The sequence below is a fragment of the Flavimobilis rhizosphaerae genome, from assembly GCF_014852685.1.
GTDB lineage: Bacteria > Actinomycetota > Actinomycetes > Actinomycetales > Cellulomonadaceae > Flavimobilis > Flavimobilis rhizosphaerae.
Genome location: NZ_JACZDF010000003.1, coordinates 291,314 through 306,979 on the forward strand (window position 1 = coordinate 291,314; position 15,666 = coordinate 306,979).

The following is a 15,666-nucleotide window of genomic DNA, read 5'->3' on the forward strand; positions in this document are numbered from 1 at the left end:
CGTCAGGCCTTCGCGTCGTCCCCGAGGTGGAGGACGACCTGCGCTCCGGGCGTCACCGATTCGACGAGCCGCACGCGCGCGAGTGCGGGGTGCTCTTCGAGCAGCCGGGCCCCGTTGGCGAGTGCGCGCAGCGCGGCGGTCTCGGCACGCGCCTCCTCGAGGCGCGCCTGGCCGCGCGTGCGGGCGGCGACGAGGTCCGTGCGAGCGTCGCGCACGACGGGCGGCAGGATGACGTCGCGGAGGACGACGTCGACGACCTCGGCGCCGATGCCGTCGGCGGCGGGGGCGACCGCCGCAGTGAGCGCGGCCGTGCTCACGGCGGCGGGCCGGGACGCGACGTCGTCGGCCGTCACCTCCGCGATCGCGTTCCGCAGCGCGAGCTGCGCGGCGAGGTGGAGCTCCGCCTCGGCGTCGGCCGAGGCACCGTGGAAGGCCACAGGGTCGACGACGCGCCAGCGGACGGCGACGGTCGCGCGCACTCCGACACCGTCGGCGGTGAGCACGTCCTGCGGCGCGAGGACGAGGAGCCGGCGTCGCATGTCGACGCGGACGACGACGGTGCGGCTGCGCCGTGCGTGCCGGCCGGGACCGAGGACGTCGACGAGGGAGCCGTCGCGGAACGCGAGCACCTTCTCGTCGGGCTGGACGGTGAGGTGACGGGTGAACATGTGGGCGACCCCCTTCGGATCGGCTCAGCGGTGGGTCCAGCGCGGTCGCGCAGGACGAGGTTGTGGCCGCCGCCCGGCCGTCCCGCCGTGGCGGGGGCTGCGACACGTGGTCGCGGCCCGCAGGGCCGTGGGCGGGGGTGGTCGGCCGGGCGACGGCCGAGGGAGTTGAACCCTGGGCGTTGAGAGCGCCTTGCCACGCGTGCGTGAGCACGCGTACCGACCCTGGTGACGTGCGGGACCGCTGGTCCGTACCCGGCCGCGGCCGCTCCCCGAGGGGCCGGCAGGTCGACCGTACTGGAAGCTGGTCGCGAGGCACGAGGGTAAATCTGGAGCCCTGCACGACGAAGGCCCCGGACCGAGGGGTCCGGGGCCTTCGATCTCGCGTGCGTGAGGGGGGACTTGAACCCCCACGCCCTTGCGGGCACTGGCACCTGAAGCCAGCGCGTCTGCCATTCCGCCACTCACGCGAGCACTCTTGCGAGCCTCGAAAGGCTAGCACGGTCCGCGCGGCGCCACCGAATCACGCGTCCGAACGGCGGCGACGCACGTGATCGGCACAGGCCGTCCACGTGTTCAGGCCCCGTCCAGTGCCGTCCGCCGATACGATGCAAGCGCGTCCGTCGTGCCTGACGACGGCCCCGGCCCGCTGCGAGCGCGCCGGACGACAGCTGGGGATGGAGGTGCCATGGGCGTCCTGGACCGCTTCGAGAAGGGCGTGGAGAAGGTCGTCAGCACCGCGTTCTCCCGCGCTTTCCGCTCCGAGCTCAAGCCTGTCGAGCTGGCGAGCGCCCTGCGCCGCGAGGTGGACGACAAGGCTGCTGCGGTGGACCGTGACCGCACGGTTGTCCCCAACGAGTTCACGTTCGCGCTCGCGCCCGACGACTTCGACCGCATCGAGCAGTGGGGCGCGGAGACGCTCGCGGACGAGCTCGCGTCGAACGTCACGGATCATGCGGCGTCGCAGGGCTACGCGTTCGTCGGCCCGGTCACGGTGACGTTCGAGCTGCACGACGACGTCACGCCGGGCCGTTTCGAGCTCACGTCCCGGACTGTGCGCGGTGCGGTCGCGCCAGCGTCCGCGAGCCCGAGCTCGCGGCATCCGCTCGTCGACATCGACGGCCAGCGCTACCTGCTCACGGGTCCGGTGACGGTCATCGGCCGGGGCTCGGAGGCGGACATCGTCGTCGACGACCCGGGCGTGAGCCGCCGTCACCTCGAGATCCGCATCACGCCCGAAGGCGTCGTCGCGACGGATCTCGGCTCGACGAACGGCCTGTTCGTCGAGGGGCACCAGGTGCCTGCGGCGACCCTGCTCGACGGCAACTCCTTGACGATCGGCCGGACCAGGATCATGTTCTGGACCGGGTCCGCGCCCCACGACGCCCAGGACCGGTGACCACAACCTCATGAGCGAGCTGACGATCACCCTGCTCCGGCTGGGCTACCTCGCCGCGCTGTGGCTGTTCGTCCTCGTCGCGATCGGCGTCCTCCGCCGTGACATCTACGGCACGCGCGTCTCGACGCGTGCGACGGAGCACCGCGGCCAGCGGTCACGGGTCACGACGTCGACGGCGCCGTCGAACGGTCCTGAGCCGCGTCCTCGCCCGAGTGAGGCGCGTGCGACGCGTCTCGTCGTCACGGACGGCAACCTCACCGGTACGACGATCCCTCTGGGGGCGTCGGCCATCCTCATCGGCCGCGCGGCGGCGTGCACGCTCGTCCTTGACGACGACTACGCCTCCTCGCGCCACGCACGGATCTTCCCGCAGGGCGACCAGTGGGTCGTCGAGGATCTCGGGTCGACGAACGGCACGTTCGTCGGCTCGGAACGCCTCGTCGAACCGCTCGTCCTTGCGGTCGGGACGCCCGTGCGCATCGGTCAGAGCGTCCTCGAGCTGCAGAGGTGACCCCCGTGCCCATCGCGTTGCGCTACGCCCTTCGTTCTGACGTCGGGCTCGTGCGATCGAACAACCAGGACTCCGGCTTTGCGGGTCCGAACCTTCTCGTCGTCGCGGACGGCATGGGTGGGCATGCGGGAGGTGATGTGGCGTCGTCGATCGCGGTCGCGACGTTCGCTCCGCTCAACGACGACTCGTTCGGCGCGGACGACGCGGTCACCGAGCTCGAGCGGGCTGTCGACGAGGCGCAGCAGGCGCTCGTCGCCCGCTCGACGGCGGAGCCTGAGCTCTCGGGCATGGGGACGACGGTGACGGCGCTCCTGCGTGCGGGGTCGATGCTCGCGATGGCGCACATGGGCGACTCGCGGGCGTACCTGCTGCGCGACGGTGACCTTACGCAGGTGACGACGGACCACACGTTCGTCCAGCACCTCGTCGACACGGGCAAGATCACGCCCGAGGAGGCGGAGGTCCACCCGCAGCGGTCGGTCGTCATGCGGGTGCTGTGCGACTTCGGTCTGGGCCTGCGACCGGATCTGTCGATGCGTGAGGGGCGGCCGGGCGACCGGTGGCTCCTGTGCTCGGACGGCCTGTCCGGGTATGTCTCGCACGACACGATCCAGTCGACGCTCGCCGACATCGACGATCCTGGCGTGTGCACGGAGCGGCTCGTCCAGCTGGCGCTGCGCGCCGGTGGGCCGGACAACATCACGTGCATCGTCGCCGACATCATCGACCGTGATGCTCCGCCTGCGGGCGTCGAGCCGACGTCGACGATCGAGGTCGCCGGGGCTGCGGCGGTCGAGCGTGACGTGCCGTCTGCAGCGGCGGAGAGCCCTGCCGCGAAGGCTGCCGCGCTCGTCGCAGCGACGGCGGCGCCGGAAACTGAGGAAACCGCGGCCGACGCGCCCGTCGAGGACGTCGAGGCGAACGCTTCCGCCCTGCCCCGCCGGCGGCGGCGCACGGTTGCGCGTGCCCTGTGGACGCTCGTGACGCTCGTCGTGCTCGGCGGCGCTGGCTGGGGCGCGTACGCGTGGACGCAGACGCAGTACTACCTGGGGGTCGACGACGGTCGTGTCGCGATCTTCCGCGGGATCCCGCAGGACCTCGGTCCGTTGTCGCTCTCGCACGTCGTCATGACGACGGAGACGCGCGTCGACGACCTCGACCCGTTCAAGGCGGACCGGCTGCGCGCGACGATCCATCAGCCGTCGTTCGTCGCCGCGCACACGCACGCCCTGTCGCTCGCGGTCGAGGCGGTGACGCCGACGACTCCCCCGGCGACGCCGACGGTGACGCCGACGATCGACCCGACGACGCCGGCCGGCGGCTCGGCGACGCCATCCGACGGTGGTTCGACGTCATGACGCGGATCTTCAGGGCGGCGTGATGGCCACTGTCGAGCCCGGCACCACGAGGACGGGCCGCGCGCGGGAGCTGGGGCTCCTCGTCGGCGCGGTCGTCCTCGGCATGGGCGCGTTCGCCCAGGTCGAGCTCGCCATGAACGACACCCTGCCCGCGGACTTCTACCTCAGCACGGCTGGTCTCATCGTCCTCGCGACGGCGCTGCACCTCCTCGTGCGCCGCGTCGCGCCGTTCGCGGACCAGGTGATCCTTCCTGTCGCGGTGGCGCTCAACGGCATCGGGCTCGCGATGATCCACCGCCTCGACCTTGCCGAGCAGGCGAGCGGCCGCACGTCGGAGCTCGCCGGCAAGCAGCTGGGCATCACAGCGGTGGGGGTCGTCGCGGCGGCCGTCGTGCTCGTCGTCCTACGCGACCATCGGGTGCTCCGCAAGCGTGCCTATCTCGCGATGGTGCTCGCGATCGGACTCATCGTCCTGCCGTTCGTGCCGGGGCTCGGCGTCGCGAACTATGGCGCGCGCATCTGGATCTCGGTCGCCGGGTTCTCGTTGCAGCCGGCGGAACTCGCGAAGATCGCGCTCGCGATCTTCTTCGCGGGATACCTCGTGACGAACCGTGACACGCTCGCGCTCGCCGGTCCGCGGGTCCTGGGCGTCCAGCTGCCCCGTGCACGTGACCTCGGCCCGCTCATCGTCGTGTGGGCGGTGTGTCTGGCGATCCTCGTGCTGCAGCGGGACCTCGGCACGTCGCTGCTCATCTTCGGGCTGTTCGTCGCGATGCTCTACGTCGCGACGGAACGCATCTCGTGGATCGCGATCGGCATGGTGCTCTTCGCGGGCGGGGCGGCTCTCGCGGCAAAGACGTTCGGGCACGTCGCGGCGCGTTTTGACGTGTGGCTCAACCCGATGGACCCGGCGATCTACGACCGTGCGCCCGGCGGCTCGTACCAGTTGGTCCAGGGTCTCTTCGGTCTCGCGTCGGGCGGGCTGTTCGGCACGGGCTGGGGCCAGGGGCACCCGGACCTCGTGACGTTCGCGGAGTCGGACTTCATCATCGCGGCGCTCGGTGAGGAGCTTGGCCTCACGGGGCTGCTCGGGGTCCTCATGCTCTACGTGATCCTCGTCCAGCGGGGTTTCCGTACGGCGATCGGCGTGCGTGACGGCTTCGGCAAGCTTCTCGCCTCGGGTCTCGCGTTCGTCATCGCGTGGCAGGTCTTCGTCGTCGTCGGCGGCATCACGCGCGTCATACCGCTCACGGGTCTGACGACGCCGTTCCTCGCGTACGGCGGCTCGTCGCTGCTCGCGAACTGGATCATCGTGGCGATCCTCCTGAGGATCTCGGACGCCGCGCGGCGCCCGGCGCCGCTGCCGGTGCGCGGCGGCTCGGCTCCCGTCATCCACGAGGCGTCGGCGACGCCCGAGGAGGACGCGGACGACGAGCCCGACGACGCGGTCCCCTACCCGGGTCCTGAGCCCGACACTCAGGCGACGGAGGTGATCCGGTGAACGACGCGATCCGCCGTGTGTCGACCGTCGCGATCGTCCTCCTGCTCGCGCTCATGGTCGCGGCGACGAACATCCAGGTGAGGGAGGCACCCTCGCTCAACGCGGACGGACGGAACGTCCGGTCGATCTACCGTGAGTTCGGGGTGTCGCGCGGGCCGATCATCGTCGACGGTGAGTCGGTCGTCTCGTCCGTGCCGTCGGACGACGCGTTCGGGTACCAGCGCACATACACCGACGGACCCCTGTTCTCCCACGTCACAGGCTATTTCTCGATCGTCTTCGGACGTGACGGGATCGAGCGTGCGGAGAACGAGGTCCTCAACGGCACGGCGGACTCGTTCTTCCTGCGGCGCATGCAGGACCTCGTCACGGGGCATCAGCAGCGGGGCGGCTCGGTCGAGCTCACACTGGCGCGCAAGCTCCAGGAGGTGGCGACGGAGGCGCTCGGCGACCAGCGGGGCGCGGTCGTCGCGCTCGACGTGAGGACCGGGGCGGTGCTCGCGATGGTGTCGACGCCGACGTACGACCCGGCGCGCCTCGCGAAGCACAGCTCGTCGAAGGTCAACGACGCCTACCAGGAGCTCCTCGCGGACGACTCGCACCCGCTGCGCAACCGTGCGACGTCGTCCGTCTACCCGCCCGGGTCGACGTTCAAGGTGCTCACGGCGGCGGCGGCGCTCGAGTCGGGCGCCTACCAGGCGGACACGGTCATTCCGGCGCCGGACACGTTCACCCTGCCGCAGTCGACGTCGGTTCTCCAGAACTTCGGTGGTTCGCGCTGCTCGCCGACGGGCGAGCAGACGCTCGCTGACGCGCTGCGCATCTCGTGCAACACGGCTTTTGCGATGCTCGGTGGCGAGGTCGGCCAGGAGCAGCTGCGGAAGACCGCCGAAGCGTTCGGCTTCAACGAGCGCTCGTCCGTGCCGATCCCGGTCGCGGCGTCGCGCATCCCGGCGGACCTCACGGCTCCTGAGCTCGCTCTCAGCTCGATCGGTCAGATGGACATCGCGGCGACACCGCTGCAGATGGCGTCGGTCGCGCAGGCGATCGCGAACGGCGGCGACCGCCTCGAGCCGTACCTCGTCGAGCGGGTGCGCGACGCGAACCTCGACGTCGTCTCGGAGGCGGATCCGTCGAGCGCGGGACGTGCGGTGTCGGGCACGACCGCGCGCGCACTCACGGAGATGATGGTCGGTGTCGTCGAGTCGGGCTCGGGCACGGCGGCCCGGATCCCGGGCATCCGGGTCGCGGGCAAGACGGGCACGGCGCAGACGACGAAGGATGCTGCGCCGCACGCGTGGTTCATGGGCTTCGCCCCAGCCGACTCGCCCCAGATCGCGGTCGCCGTCCTCGTCGAGAACGGTGGCTCGATGGGCTCGGAGGCGACGGGCGGCGCGGTCGCCGCACCGATCGCGCGCAAGGTGCTCGAGGCGGGTCTGCGATGAGGCCCACGGCGGGGCTCGTCCTCGGGAACAGGTACCGGCTCGTCCGGCAGATCGCCGTCGGCGGCATGGGTGAGGTGTGGGTCGCGCACGACCAGTCGCTCGCGCGCGACGTCGCTGCCAAGGTGCTCAAGGAGGAGTACGCGGGCAACGAGGACTTCCTCGAGCGTCTGCGCACCGAGGCGCGCAACGCGGCGGGCCTCAGCCACGAGAACATCGCGCAGCTCTTCGACTACGGCGAGCAGGACGGCTCGGGCTTCCTCATCCTCGAGCTCGTCGTCGGCGAGCCGATGAGCGACCTGCTCGAGCGGGAGCCGGTGCTGCCGCTACGACGCCTGCTGCCGATCCTCTCGCAGGCGGCCCGAGGCCTTCATGCGGCCCACGTCGGCGGTGTGGTCCATCGTGACGTCAAGCCCGGCAACATCCTGCTCGAGCACGGTGTCACGGTGAAGATCACGGACTTCGGTGTGTCGCTCGGGGCCAACCAGGTGCCGATGACGGCCGCCGGCATGGTCATGGGCACCGCGCAGTACCTGTCGCCGGAGCAGGCGATCGGGCGTGCTGCGACGGGGGCGTCCGACATCTATGCGCTCGGCATCGTCGCGTACGAGTCGCTCGTCGGGCACCGGCCGTTCACGGGGGCGACGGCCGTCGACATCGCGGTCGCGCACGTCAACGAGGCGGTCCCGCCGCTTCCGTCGACGGTGCACAAGGGTCTCGCGATGCTCGTCATGCAGATGCTCGAGAAGGATCCTGAGAAGCGTCCCCGTTCGGCGGCGGCGCTCGCGCTGCGCCTCGACGAGCTCGCGCGTGTCTCCGAGCTCGACCCGTTGGGTCACCTCACGGACCGGGTTGCCCGTCATGGGGTGTCGGGCGGGAGCGTCGCGTCGACGGTGTCGCCGTCGTCAGCGTCGGCCGGTGTCCCCGCCTCGACGGCGGCAGCGGCTGACCCGGCGCCGGCAGCGGTTCCGTCGCTGGGTGGCACGATGCCGCCCTCGTTCGCGCCGCGCACGCGCCGCGAACTGCACGCGCGGCCGTCGGACCCCGCCCCCGTGGTCGCTGAGCCTGCGGGTCCTGCGGCGTCGGCCGCGGTGCCCGTCGTCGTCCCCGCTGCGGCGGCGACGCGCGCGATGCTTCACCGACGGCCCGGCCCGCCGGCACCACGCACCGCTGTCGAGCTGCCGTCGGACGTCGAGTCGGGTCCTGTGCGGACGGCGCGCGGCGCCGCCGTCACGCCGGATGCCGGTGCTGCTGCGGCGACGCCGGTCCCGCCGGCGCCCCGTCCACCGCGGCCGACGCCTCCGCCGCCGCCCGTGGACGTGACGACACCCCCGGCCCGGGGCGCGCACGACGGCCCGGCGGCGCGCGCGACGCGGCAGTCCGGCGGCTGGGAACCCGGTGCGACGTCGATCCCGGCCCGCCCTGGCGCATCGCCCGGGTGGTCGCCGACCGCTGCGGCATCGCCCGCATCACGTCGTGCGACGTCGCCGCCGCCGGTTCCTGCGCCACCCTCAGTGCCGCGCGGGACTTCGGGTCTGCGGCTCGGGAACCTCTCGTGGCCGCTCGTGGGGCTGCTCGTCCTCGTCGCGATCATCATCGTGGCGGCACTCCTCGGGGCAGCCGGACCGGCGTCAGCAGCGCTCCTCGTACCGTTCGTGCTCCCGCCCAGCGGCCTCGGCGCACCGAGCCTCCGAACTGATGACAAGATTGCCGTGGTCGCGCGAGCGGCCCGGGACCGTAGGGCGGTCCCCCCGACGACGAAGGACGACTAGTGGATCACGAAGCACCCCGCATCCTTGCCGGACGCTACGAGGTCGGCGAGCTCATCGGCCGTGGCGGTATGGCCGAGGTCCACATCGGCCACGACGCTCGCCTGGGCCGGACCGTCGCGATCAAGATCCTCCGCTCGGACCTTGCGCGTGACCCGTCCTTCCAGGCGCGTTTCCGCCGTGAGGCGCAGTCGGCCGCGGCGCTCAACCACCCGGCGATCGTCGCGGTGTACGACACGGGCGAGGAGACGTACACGGAGGCCTCCGGCACCGTCCAGCACGTCCCGTTCATCGTCATGGAGTACGTCGAGGGTCACACGGTCCGCGACATCCTCCGCACGGGGCACGCCGTGCCGATCGACGAGGCCGTGGAGATCGCGTCGGGCGTCCTCTCGGCGCTCGAGTACAGCCACCAGGCGGGCATCGTCCACCGCGACATCAAGCCGGCGAACGTCATGCTCACGCCGACGGGTGCCGTCAAGGTCATGGACTTCGGCATCGCGCGAGCGGTCGCGGACTCGGCGGCGACGATGACGCAGACGCAGGCTGTCATCGGCACCGCGCAGTACCTCTCCCCCGAGCAGGCGCGCGGCGAGTCGGTCGACGCACGTTCCGATCTCTACTCGGCCGGATGCCTGCTCTTCGAGCTCCTCACGGGACGCCCGCCGTTCCAGGGCGACTCCCCCGTCGCAGTCGCTTACCAGCACGTGCAGGAGGCTCCGCCGCGTCCGTCGAGCCTCGCGAGCGACATCCCGGAGACCCTCGACCGCGTCGTGCTGAAGTCGCTCGCGAAGTCGCGCGTCGACCGGTACGGCTCGGCCGCAGAGTTCCGCGCGGACCTCGAGTCTGCGATCCGCGGCGGTCATGTCGAGGCGGCGGGGATCGCGACGGTCGCCGCGGCGGCCGCGGCAGCGGCCGTGCCTGCGGCCGACGAGTCGGCGACGCAGGTGTTCGGTGCGGCGACGACGCAGGCGTTCCCGCAGCCCGTCCAGCCGGCTGCGCAGGGTGGCGGCTGGGCACCCACCGGTGCGGGCGCGTCCGGGTTCCCGCCGGTGGGGACGTCGCCAGCGACGGCCACGCAGGCGGTGGCCGAGGCCGAGCCGGACACGAAGCGTCGTCGCACGCTCGTGTGGTCGCTCGTCGCGGTCGCGGTCGCGGCGGTCGTCGCGCTCGTCCTCATCCTCGTGCTCAACAACAACAAGACTCCCGAGGTCAAGAACGTCACGGTGCCGACCGTCGTCGGCAAGACGCGGGCCGAGGTCAAGGAGGCGTTCGACGCGCTCAACCTCGTGCTCGTCCAGGAGCTCGAGGAGTCGACCGCGGAGCGCGACACGGCCGTGCGCTCGGACCCGCCCGAGGGACAGTCGGTTCCCGAGAACACGTCGGTGACGGTGTGGTTCTCGCAGGGCCCGTCCGCGACGAAGATTCCTGACGTCGCGGGACTCGACCAGGCGCGCGCCTCGCAGGTGCTCACGGAGGCCGGTCTCGTCGTCGAGACGACACGCACGGAGCCGAGCGGCACGGTCGAGCTCGACCGCGTGACGCGCACGGAGCCCGCGGCGGACAAGGACGTCAAGAAGGGCGACAAGGTCGTGCTCTTCATCTCGAACGGCAACACGGACGTCCCTGACTTCGAGAAGATGGAACGCAAGGAAGTCGAGGAGTTCTTCGCCGCGAACCCGCGCGTGAGTGCGTCGTACGACTCCGAGGAGTCCGCGGACGCGAAGCCGGGCACGGTCCTGCGTCAGGCACCGGCGGCCGGTCAGGTCAAGCACAGCACGGTTATCCAGATCATCATCGCGCGTGAGCCCGAGCCGGAGACGGTCGTCGTGCCGACGAACCTCGTGGGCCTCACGCAGGCGCAGGCCGAGGAGGCGCTGCGTGCGCGGAACCTCGTGCCGAAGGTCATCACGGAGCAGTCCTTCGACCAGGTGGCCGGCATCGTCTTCGACGTGCCGACAGGTGGCACGGCGGCTCAGGAGGGCGACGAGGTCGTCATCTACGTGTCGACCGGGCCGGGCCCGCAGGCGCCGACGGTTGAGCCGACCACGGACCCGACGTCCGACCCGGGTGCTGGTGACGGTGACGGTGAGGGTGACGAGGGCTGATCTCCGTCCGCTGACGCCACGAGCCCCCGACCGCTGGTCGGGGGCTCGTGGCCTTCCTGGACGCGTGGGGCTCAGCGCCGCACGAGCGGCGCGAGTCCGGCGGATCGCTCGACGGCGTCCGTGAGGCCGGTGAGCGCGAGCCAGTTCGCGAAGAGCCTGTGACCGCCCTCGCTGAGGACCGACTCGGGGTGGAACTGGACGCCGTGGAGCGGCAGCTCGCGGTGCTGGAGCCCCATGATGATGCCGCCGGACGTGCGTGCGGTGACCTCGAGCTCGTCGGGCACCGTCGCGGGGACGACGGCGAGCGAGTGGTAGCGCGTCGCGGTGAAGGGGTGGGGAAGACCGTCGAGGACGCCGCGGTCTTCGTGCTCGACGAGACTCGTGCGGCCGTGCATGAGCTCGGGGGCGTGCGTGACGGTGGCTCCGAAGGCCTCGCCAAGCGCCTGGTGGCCGAGGCAGACGCCGAGCATCGGCAGGGCCCGTGCGGCGCACGCCCGGATGACGTCGAGGCTCGATCCGGCCTCGGCGGGGGTCCCGGGACCGGGCGACACGAGGACACCGTCGTACTCCCAGGTCGCGGCGTCGGGGACGGCGTCGTTGCGGACGACGGTCGTCCGTGCCCCGAGCTGGTCGAGGTAGCCGACGATCGTGTAGACGAACGAGTCGTAGTTGTCGACGACGAGGATGCGCGTCACGGCGTCTCCCGGGTGGCGTGGTTGGGTCGTGAGGCCATCATGCCCCGCCGGGGTGCACGGCCGCGCGGTCGTCCACGTCGTCGGTCAGGGAAGCGGGTCGACGCCGTCGGGGAGGCGGGTGTGCGCGAGGTTCGCGACCGTGCGGGCGGGCATCTCGAGGGTGTCCTGCGTGCTGACGTCCCAGCCGAGCCCGACGGCGTCGACCCATTCGCGGTACGTCGAGATCGCGTCCGACGCGTCGAGAGCCGCGGCGAGTGCGGCCGGGTCCCCGATGGCCTCGACGACGTAGGGCGGGGAGTAGACGCGGCCGTGGAGCGAGAGGACGTTGCCGACGCAGCGGAACGCGGTCGTCGTGAGGACACGCTGGCCCTGGAGCGTCATGGCTTCCGCTCCCCCGGCCCAGAGGGCGTTGATGACGGCTTCGAGGTCCTGCTGGTGGACGACGAGGGTGTCGGCGGGGATCGTCGAGCCGACGGGCTGGGGCGGTGCGTCGTCGAGCGCGACGCGCAGCCCGGGTCCGGTGACGGGGACGGCGCCGGCGGCGACGGCGTCGCGCAGGTAGGCGTCCTCGTCGACGTCGGGGCCGACGGCGGGTGCGGCGAGCGAGATCTGCTCGTCGAGGGCCTTGAGCGTCTCCTCGACCTCGGCGACGCGGCGTTCCTCGACCTCGATGAGCTGGGCGAGGTTCTCGGGGTGGCGTTCACCCTGGCTGCGGGCGAGCCGGGCGGAGGACGTGAAGAGGAGGCCTGCGAGGGCAAGGACGAGCATGACGACGACGGGTGCTCGCTGGACCCGCCGTGCGGGGGTGTCCGCGGTCCTCATCCGGCTCGCCTCCATGTGTGCGCAGGGCGTGGTGCCGCCCGGGCACTAGGCTATGCGTTGTCACGGGACTGTGCGGTCCCGGTCCCGCCGTCCCAGACAGGAGCCTCGCGCCGTGTCCGATCCGAAGCCGTCCGAGAACGAGTCGTCCCCCGCTGCCACCGTGAAGAAGCCGGTCGTGCCGCCTGCGGCGAAGAAGAAGGCCGCGTCGCTCGATAAGCAGCTCAAGCGTGAGGCCCGTGAGAAGGCGCGTGAGGCCGGGGTGAATCCGCGCTGGCTCGTGCCGACGATGCTCGGTCTCATGATCTTCGGCCTCGTGTACGTCGTCGTCGCGTACCTCTCGAACATGCAGTGGCCGATTCCGTTCCAGAAGGCCTTCGATCTCAACGGCAACTGGAACCTCGCGGTCGGTTTCGCGTTCCTCATCGCCGGCTTCGGTCTGACGACGCGTTGGCGCTGAGCATCGGGCGTTGACGCTGGGCTCGGCCCGGGGACGCGCGAGGCCCCCTGCATCATCGATGCAGGGGGCCTCGCGCGTCCCCGCACGACGCCGTTCCCAGGAATCCGAGCGGATGGCTACTGGTAGGGGCCATCCGCTCGGATTGTTGGGGCGGTGGACAGTCTGTCCCCATCGGTGGACAGGCCTGTGGATAACTACACGCCTGTAGTTCCACAGCTGTGAGTAACGCTGTGGAGAACTGTGGACAGCCCCGCCGAGGCGAGGTTGTCCACAGGCGTGCGCTCCGGCTCGACCGCGTGCACCGCCGACGTGAAGCCGTCGGGCGGCAGGAACGAGTCCTCGTCGACACGCGTCCACTCCGGCACAGACCCGAAGCGCACGGCCGCCGCTGCGCCGAGCACGACGGTCGCGACGATCGGCACGACGAACGCCCACAGGTGACGCCGCTCGCGCGGCGCGTACGCGAACGCCGCGCCGACAGCGGCACCCACGACGAACCCGCCGACGTGCGCCTCCCACGAGATCCCCGGCACGACGAAGCCGATGACGAGGTTGATGCCGAGGATCCCGTACACCTGCGTCGCGTCCCGGTCGAAGCGCCGGAGGATGACGACGAACGCTCCGAAGAGCCCGAACACCGCCCCCGACGCCCCGCGCACGGGTGTGAGCCACTCCATCGTCAGAGGGTTCGCGAGCCACACGACCGCGACAGACCCGCCGAGCGCCGAGAGCAGATAGAGCGCAAGGAACCGCCCTCGGCCGAGCATCTGCTCGAGGAGCGGTCCGACCGACCACAGGGCGATCATGTTGAACGCGATGTGAGTGAGATTGTCGGCGTGGAGGAACGCCGCCGTGAGCAGCCGCCACGGCTCGAGCGCGCCGAGGACGGGCGCCATCTCGAGGTGCGCCGTCCAGACGTCGCCCGCGGTGCGCTGGAGGACGTAGCTCATGACGCACAGCCCGATGAGCGTGAGCGTCACGACGGGTCGGCCTTCACGCAGCCGCGCACCGAGCGCCGTCCGGGCGGCGGGCGCGTTGCGGGCGTGCTCGTTGACGCACTCGACGCAGTGCACGCCGACGGCAGCGGGGCGCTGACACTCGGTGCACGCGGGCCGACCGCACCGCTGGCAGCTGATGTAGGAGACACGGTCGGGGTGCCGCGGACAGACGGGAGCCGCCGCACCCCCCGTCGGGACGTTGTCGCTCATGCGGGCATCCAGGGGTGTGCGGCGGCTCTCGGGACGTGCAGGGGAGGTCAGTCCTCGATCGTCACGCTGTTGATGACGATGTCCTCGACGGGGCGGTCGCCCGGACGGGTCTTCGCGGCAGCGATCGCGTCGACGACCTGGCGGGACGCGTCGTCGGCTACCTCGCCGAAGATCGTGTGCTTGCCGGTAAGCCACGGCGTCGCGTCGACGGAGATGAAGAACTGCGACCCGTTGGTGCCCTCGGCCTTGCCGGTGAGCGGGTTGCGGCGCGTGCCGGCGTTCGCCATGGCGAGGAGGTACGGCTTCGTGAACCCGAGCTCGGGGTGGATCTCGTCGTCGAACTTGAAGCCGGGGCCACCCGTGCCGGTGCCGAGCGGGCAGCCGCCCTGGATCATGAAGCCGGAGATGACGCGGTGGAAGATGAGGCCGTCGTAGAAGGGCTCGTTCGACGAGGCGCCCGTCGACGGGTTCGTCCAGGCCTTCGTGCCCGTCGCGAGACCCGTGAAGTTCTCGACAGTCTTCGGCGCGTGGTTCGGGAACAGCTCGACGCGGATGTCGCCCGCGGAGGTGTGCAGGGTTGCGAACATGACCTCATCCTCCCACGGAACCTCCGCAGGACGGGAGTCGCTCCCCCCGTCGCGGTGCGACCCCTGTCGGTGGCAGAGTAGGGGGATACCTTCGTCATCGCGACCAGCAGGAGGCATCATGCTCGACGGCATCCGCAACCAGGCCAGGGAGACCCTCGACGGGATCGACTCCGAGAAGGTCAAGGACCAGGCCGCGACGGCCGCCGCCGCGGTGGGGGACGCCGCCGAGCAGGCGGCGCACGTCGCCGCACTCCTCGCCGAGCGTGCCAAGGTCGCGGCCCAGGACGCGGTCGAGTGGAGCGCACCGCGCCTCGAGGCCTTCAAGGAGTGGCTCGCTCCGCGCATCGAGAAGGTCTGGGACGAGACCGTCCAGGCTGCGGCTCCTCGCGTCGAGGCTGCGGCAGAGAAGGCCCGCCCCGCGATCGACACGGCGCACGACAAGGTCGTCGACGAGTATCTGCCGCGCCTCGTGCACGCGTTCAACGCGGCAGCCGCGACGGCTGCGGAGAAGTCCGGGGCAGCCGCGTCGTCGACGGCCGACCTCCTCGCCCGCGTCGCGGACGACGCAGCCGACGGCGGCGTCGTCGAGAAGGTTGCGACGAAGGCGCAGGACGCCGTGGCGCACGGATCGGACTCGCTCGCCGGCGCGGCCGAGGTGCTCGCGAAGAAGGCTGAGAAGTCCTCGGGCAAGGGCAAGGCGTTCTGGTGGGTCGCGGGCACGGCGGCCGCCGCGGGTGGCGCGTACGTCGTCTGGAAGAAGTCTCAGCCCGAGGTCGACCCCTGGGCTGAGCCGTGGGAGAAGGTCGACACGTCGAGCTTCGAGGACGTCCTCGAGGATGCCTCGGACGAGGCAGAGAAGGCCGGAGACGCGGCCGCCGAGGCCGGGGGAGAGGTCGCGGCCGAGGTGGCTGACGCCGCCGCCGAGGCGCAGGAGGCGGGCACCGATGCCGTCGAGGCTGTCGCCGAGAAGGTTGAGGACGTTGCCGACACGACGTCGAGCACGGTCGCCGACGCCGCCGAGACAGCGGCCGGTGCCGCCGACGACGCCGCGGAGAAGATCGACGAGGCGGCGCAGAAGCCCGCACCGAAGCCTCGAGCACCACGGAAAACCACTCCGAAGCCGAAGGCCCCTGACGCCTGACGC

At 71.4% G+C, this 15,666-nt stretch carries 14 protein-coding genes and 1 tRNA gene; 9 read left to right on the forward strand and 6 right to left on the reverse strand.

The genetic code is table 11. The features are described 5' to 3' along the window. Window positions 1-2 precede the first annotated feature (2 nt). Window positions 3-668 (reverse strand): SPFH domain-containing protein, encoded by a 666-nt coding sequence (locus tag IGS67_RS07600; RefSeq protein ID WP_192279329.1) that lies wholly within the window; start codon window positions 666-668, stop codon window positions 3-5. A 384-nt stretch (window positions 669-1,052) separates the two neighbouring features. Further along, window positions 1,053-1,135 (reverse strand) — tRNA-Leu (locus IGS67_RS07605). Window positions 1,136-1,353: 218 nt separating this feature from the next. On the opposite strand from IGS67_RS07605, the gene IGS67_RS07610 reads away from it, so the two are divergent. The 7 genes from IGS67_RS07610 (at window position 1,354) to pknB (ending at window position 10,753) form a co-directional block, all read left to right on the forward strand. After that, window positions 1,354-2,064 (forward strand): FhaA domain-containing protein, encoded by a 711-nt coding sequence (locus IGS67_RS07610; RefSeq protein ID WP_192279330.1) that lies wholly within the window; start codon window positions 1,354-1,356, stop codon window positions 2,062-2,064. 10 nt (window positions 2,065-2,074) lie between these two features. Then, window positions 2,075-2,575, forward strand: a complete 501-nt coding sequence (locus IGS67_RS07615; RefSeq protein ID WP_192279331.1) for an FHA domain-containing protein FhaB/FipA — start codon at window positions 2,075-2,077, stop codon at window positions 2,573-2,575. A gap of 5 nt (window positions 2,576-2,580) precedes the next feature. Then, complete coding sequence (locus tag IGS67_RS07620; protein WP_192279333.1) at window positions 2,581-3,933, forward strand: PP2C family protein-serine/threonine phosphatase; 1,353 nt, start codon at window positions 2,581-2,583, stop codon at window positions 3,931-3,933. Window positions 3,934-3,955: 22 nt separating this feature from the next. Next, window positions 3,956-5,434, forward strand: a complete 1,479-nt coding sequence (locus IGS67_RS07625; protein WP_192279335.1) for an FtsW/RodA/SpoVE family cell cycle protein — start codon at window positions 3,956-3,958, stop codon at window positions 5,432-5,434. Then, window positions 5,431-6,879 carry a peptidoglycan D,D-transpeptidase FtsI family protein gene (locus tag IGS67_RS07630; protein WP_192279337.1) on the forward strand — a complete coding sequence of 483 codons (1,449 nt, stop codon included), beginning with the start codon at window positions 5,431-5,433 and terminating at the stop codon, window positions 6,877-6,879. The genes IGS67_RS07625 and IGS67_RS07630 overlap by 4 nt, the downstream gene beginning before the upstream one ends. Next, window positions 6,876-8,648, forward strand: a complete 1,773-nt coding sequence (locus IGS67_RS07635) for a serine/threonine-protein kinase (RefSeq protein WP_192279339.1) — start codon at window positions 6,876-6,878, stop codon at window positions 8,646-8,648. The genes IGS67_RS07630 and IGS67_RS07635 overlap by 4 nt, the downstream gene beginning before the upstream one ends. A 68-nt stretch (window positions 8,649-8,716) precedes the next feature. Next, the gene (pknB, locus tag IGS67_RS07640; RefSeq protein ID WP_456237407.1) at window positions 8,717-10,753 is read left to right on the forward strand and encodes a Stk1 family PASTA domain-containing Ser/Thr kinase; all 2,037 of its coding nucleotides are present in this window, start codon (window positions 8,717-8,719) and stop codon (window positions 10,751-10,753) included. 71 nt (window positions 10,754-10,824) lie between these two features. On the opposite strand, the gene IGS67_RS07645 is transcribed toward pknB, so the two are convergent. After that, the gene (locus IGS67_RS07645; protein ID WP_192279342.1) at window positions 10,825-11,448 is read right to left on the reverse strand and encodes an aminodeoxychorismate/anthranilate synthase component II; all 624 of its coding nucleotides are present in this window, start codon (window positions 11,446-11,448) and stop codon (window positions 10,825-10,827) included. A gap of 84 nt (window positions 11,449-11,532) precedes the next feature. Then, window positions 11,533-12,270, reverse strand: a complete 738-nt coding sequence (locus tag IGS67_RS07650) for a DUF881 domain-containing protein (protein WP_192279344.1) — start codon at window positions 12,268-12,270, stop codon at window positions 11,533-11,535. Window positions 12,271-12,382: 112 nt separating this feature from the next. Here IGS67_RS07650 and IGS67_RS07655 point away from each other — a divergent pair, with 112 nt between their 5' ends. Then, on the forward strand, window positions 12,383-12,727 hold the full coding sequence (locus IGS67_RS07655; RefSeq protein WP_328741992.1) for a cell division protein CrgA: 345 nt from the start codon (window positions 12,383-12,385) through the stop codon (window positions 12,725-12,727). Between the two features lie 194 nt (window positions 12,728-12,921). Here IGS67_RS07655 and IGS67_RS07660 read toward each other — a convergent pair whose 3' ends face one another. Both IGS67_RS07660 and IGS67_RS07665 read right to left on the reverse strand, forming a co-directional pair. Next, on the reverse strand, window positions 12,922-13,935 hold the full coding sequence (locus IGS67_RS07660) for a rhomboid family intramembrane serine protease (RefSeq protein ID WP_192279349.1): 1,014 nt from the start codon (window positions 13,933-13,935) through the stop codon (window positions 12,922-12,924). A 47-nt stretch (window positions 13,936-13,982) separates the two neighbouring features. Beyond that, complete coding sequence (locus tag IGS67_RS07665) at window positions 13,983-14,522, reverse strand: peptidylprolyl isomerase (RefSeq protein ID WP_102509764.1); 540 nt, start codon at window positions 14,520-14,522, stop codon at window positions 13,983-13,985. A gap of 118 nt (window positions 14,523-14,640) precedes the next feature. Between IGS67_RS07665 and IGS67_RS07670 the strand changes: the two genes are divergently transcribed. Beyond that, complete coding sequence (locus IGS67_RS07670; RefSeq protein WP_192279351.1) at window positions 14,641-15,663, forward strand: hypothetical protein; 1,023 nt, start codon at window positions 14,641-14,643, stop codon at window positions 15,661-15,663. The last annotated feature ends 3 nt before the right edge of the window (window positions 15,664-15,666 follow it).

Excerpts from the sequence above, each read along its gene's own strand:
- IGS67_RS07670 (WP_192279351.1), top strand. The coding sequence starts at position 14,641 with ATGCTCGACGGCATCCGCAACCAGGCCAGGGAGACCCTCGACGGGATC.
- IGS67_RS07625 (WP_192279335.1), top strand. The coding sequence starts at position 3,956 with ATGGCCACTGTCGAGCCCGGCACCACGAGGACGGGCCGCGCGCGGGAG.
- pknB (WP_456237407.1), top strand. The coding sequence starts at position 8,717 with ATGGCCGAGGTCCACATCGGCCACGACGCTCGCCTGGGCCGGACCGTC.
- IGS67_RS07650 (WP_192279344.1), bottom strand. The coding sequence starts at position 12,270 with ATGAGGACCGCGGACACCCCCGCACGGCGGGTCCAGCGAGCACCCGTC.
- IGS67_RS07615 (WP_192279331.1), top strand. The coding sequence starts at position 2,075 with ATGAGCGAGCTGACGATCACCCTGCTCCGGCTGGGCTACCTCGCCGCG.
- IGS67_RS07660 (WP_192279349.1), bottom strand. The coding sequence starts at position 13,935 with ATGAGCGACAACGTCCCGACGGGGGGTGCGGCGGCTCCCGTCTGTCCG.
- IGS67_RS07600 (WP_192279329.1), bottom strand. The coding sequence starts at position 668 with ATGTTCACCCGTCACCTCACCGTCCAGCCCGACGAGAAGGTGCTCGCG.
- IGS67_RS07610 (WP_192279330.1), top strand. The coding sequence starts at position 1,354 with ATGGGCGTCCTGGACCGCTTCGAGAAGGGCGTGGAGAAGGTCGTCAGC.
- IGS67_RS07635 (WP_192279339.1), top strand. The coding sequence starts at position 6,876 with ATGAGGCCCACGGCGGGGCTCGTCCTCGGGAACAGGTACCGGCTCGTC.
- IGS67_RS07665 (WP_102509764.1), bottom strand. The coding sequence starts at position 14,522 with ATGTTCGCAACCCTGCACACCTCCGCGGGCGACATCCGCGTCGAGCTG.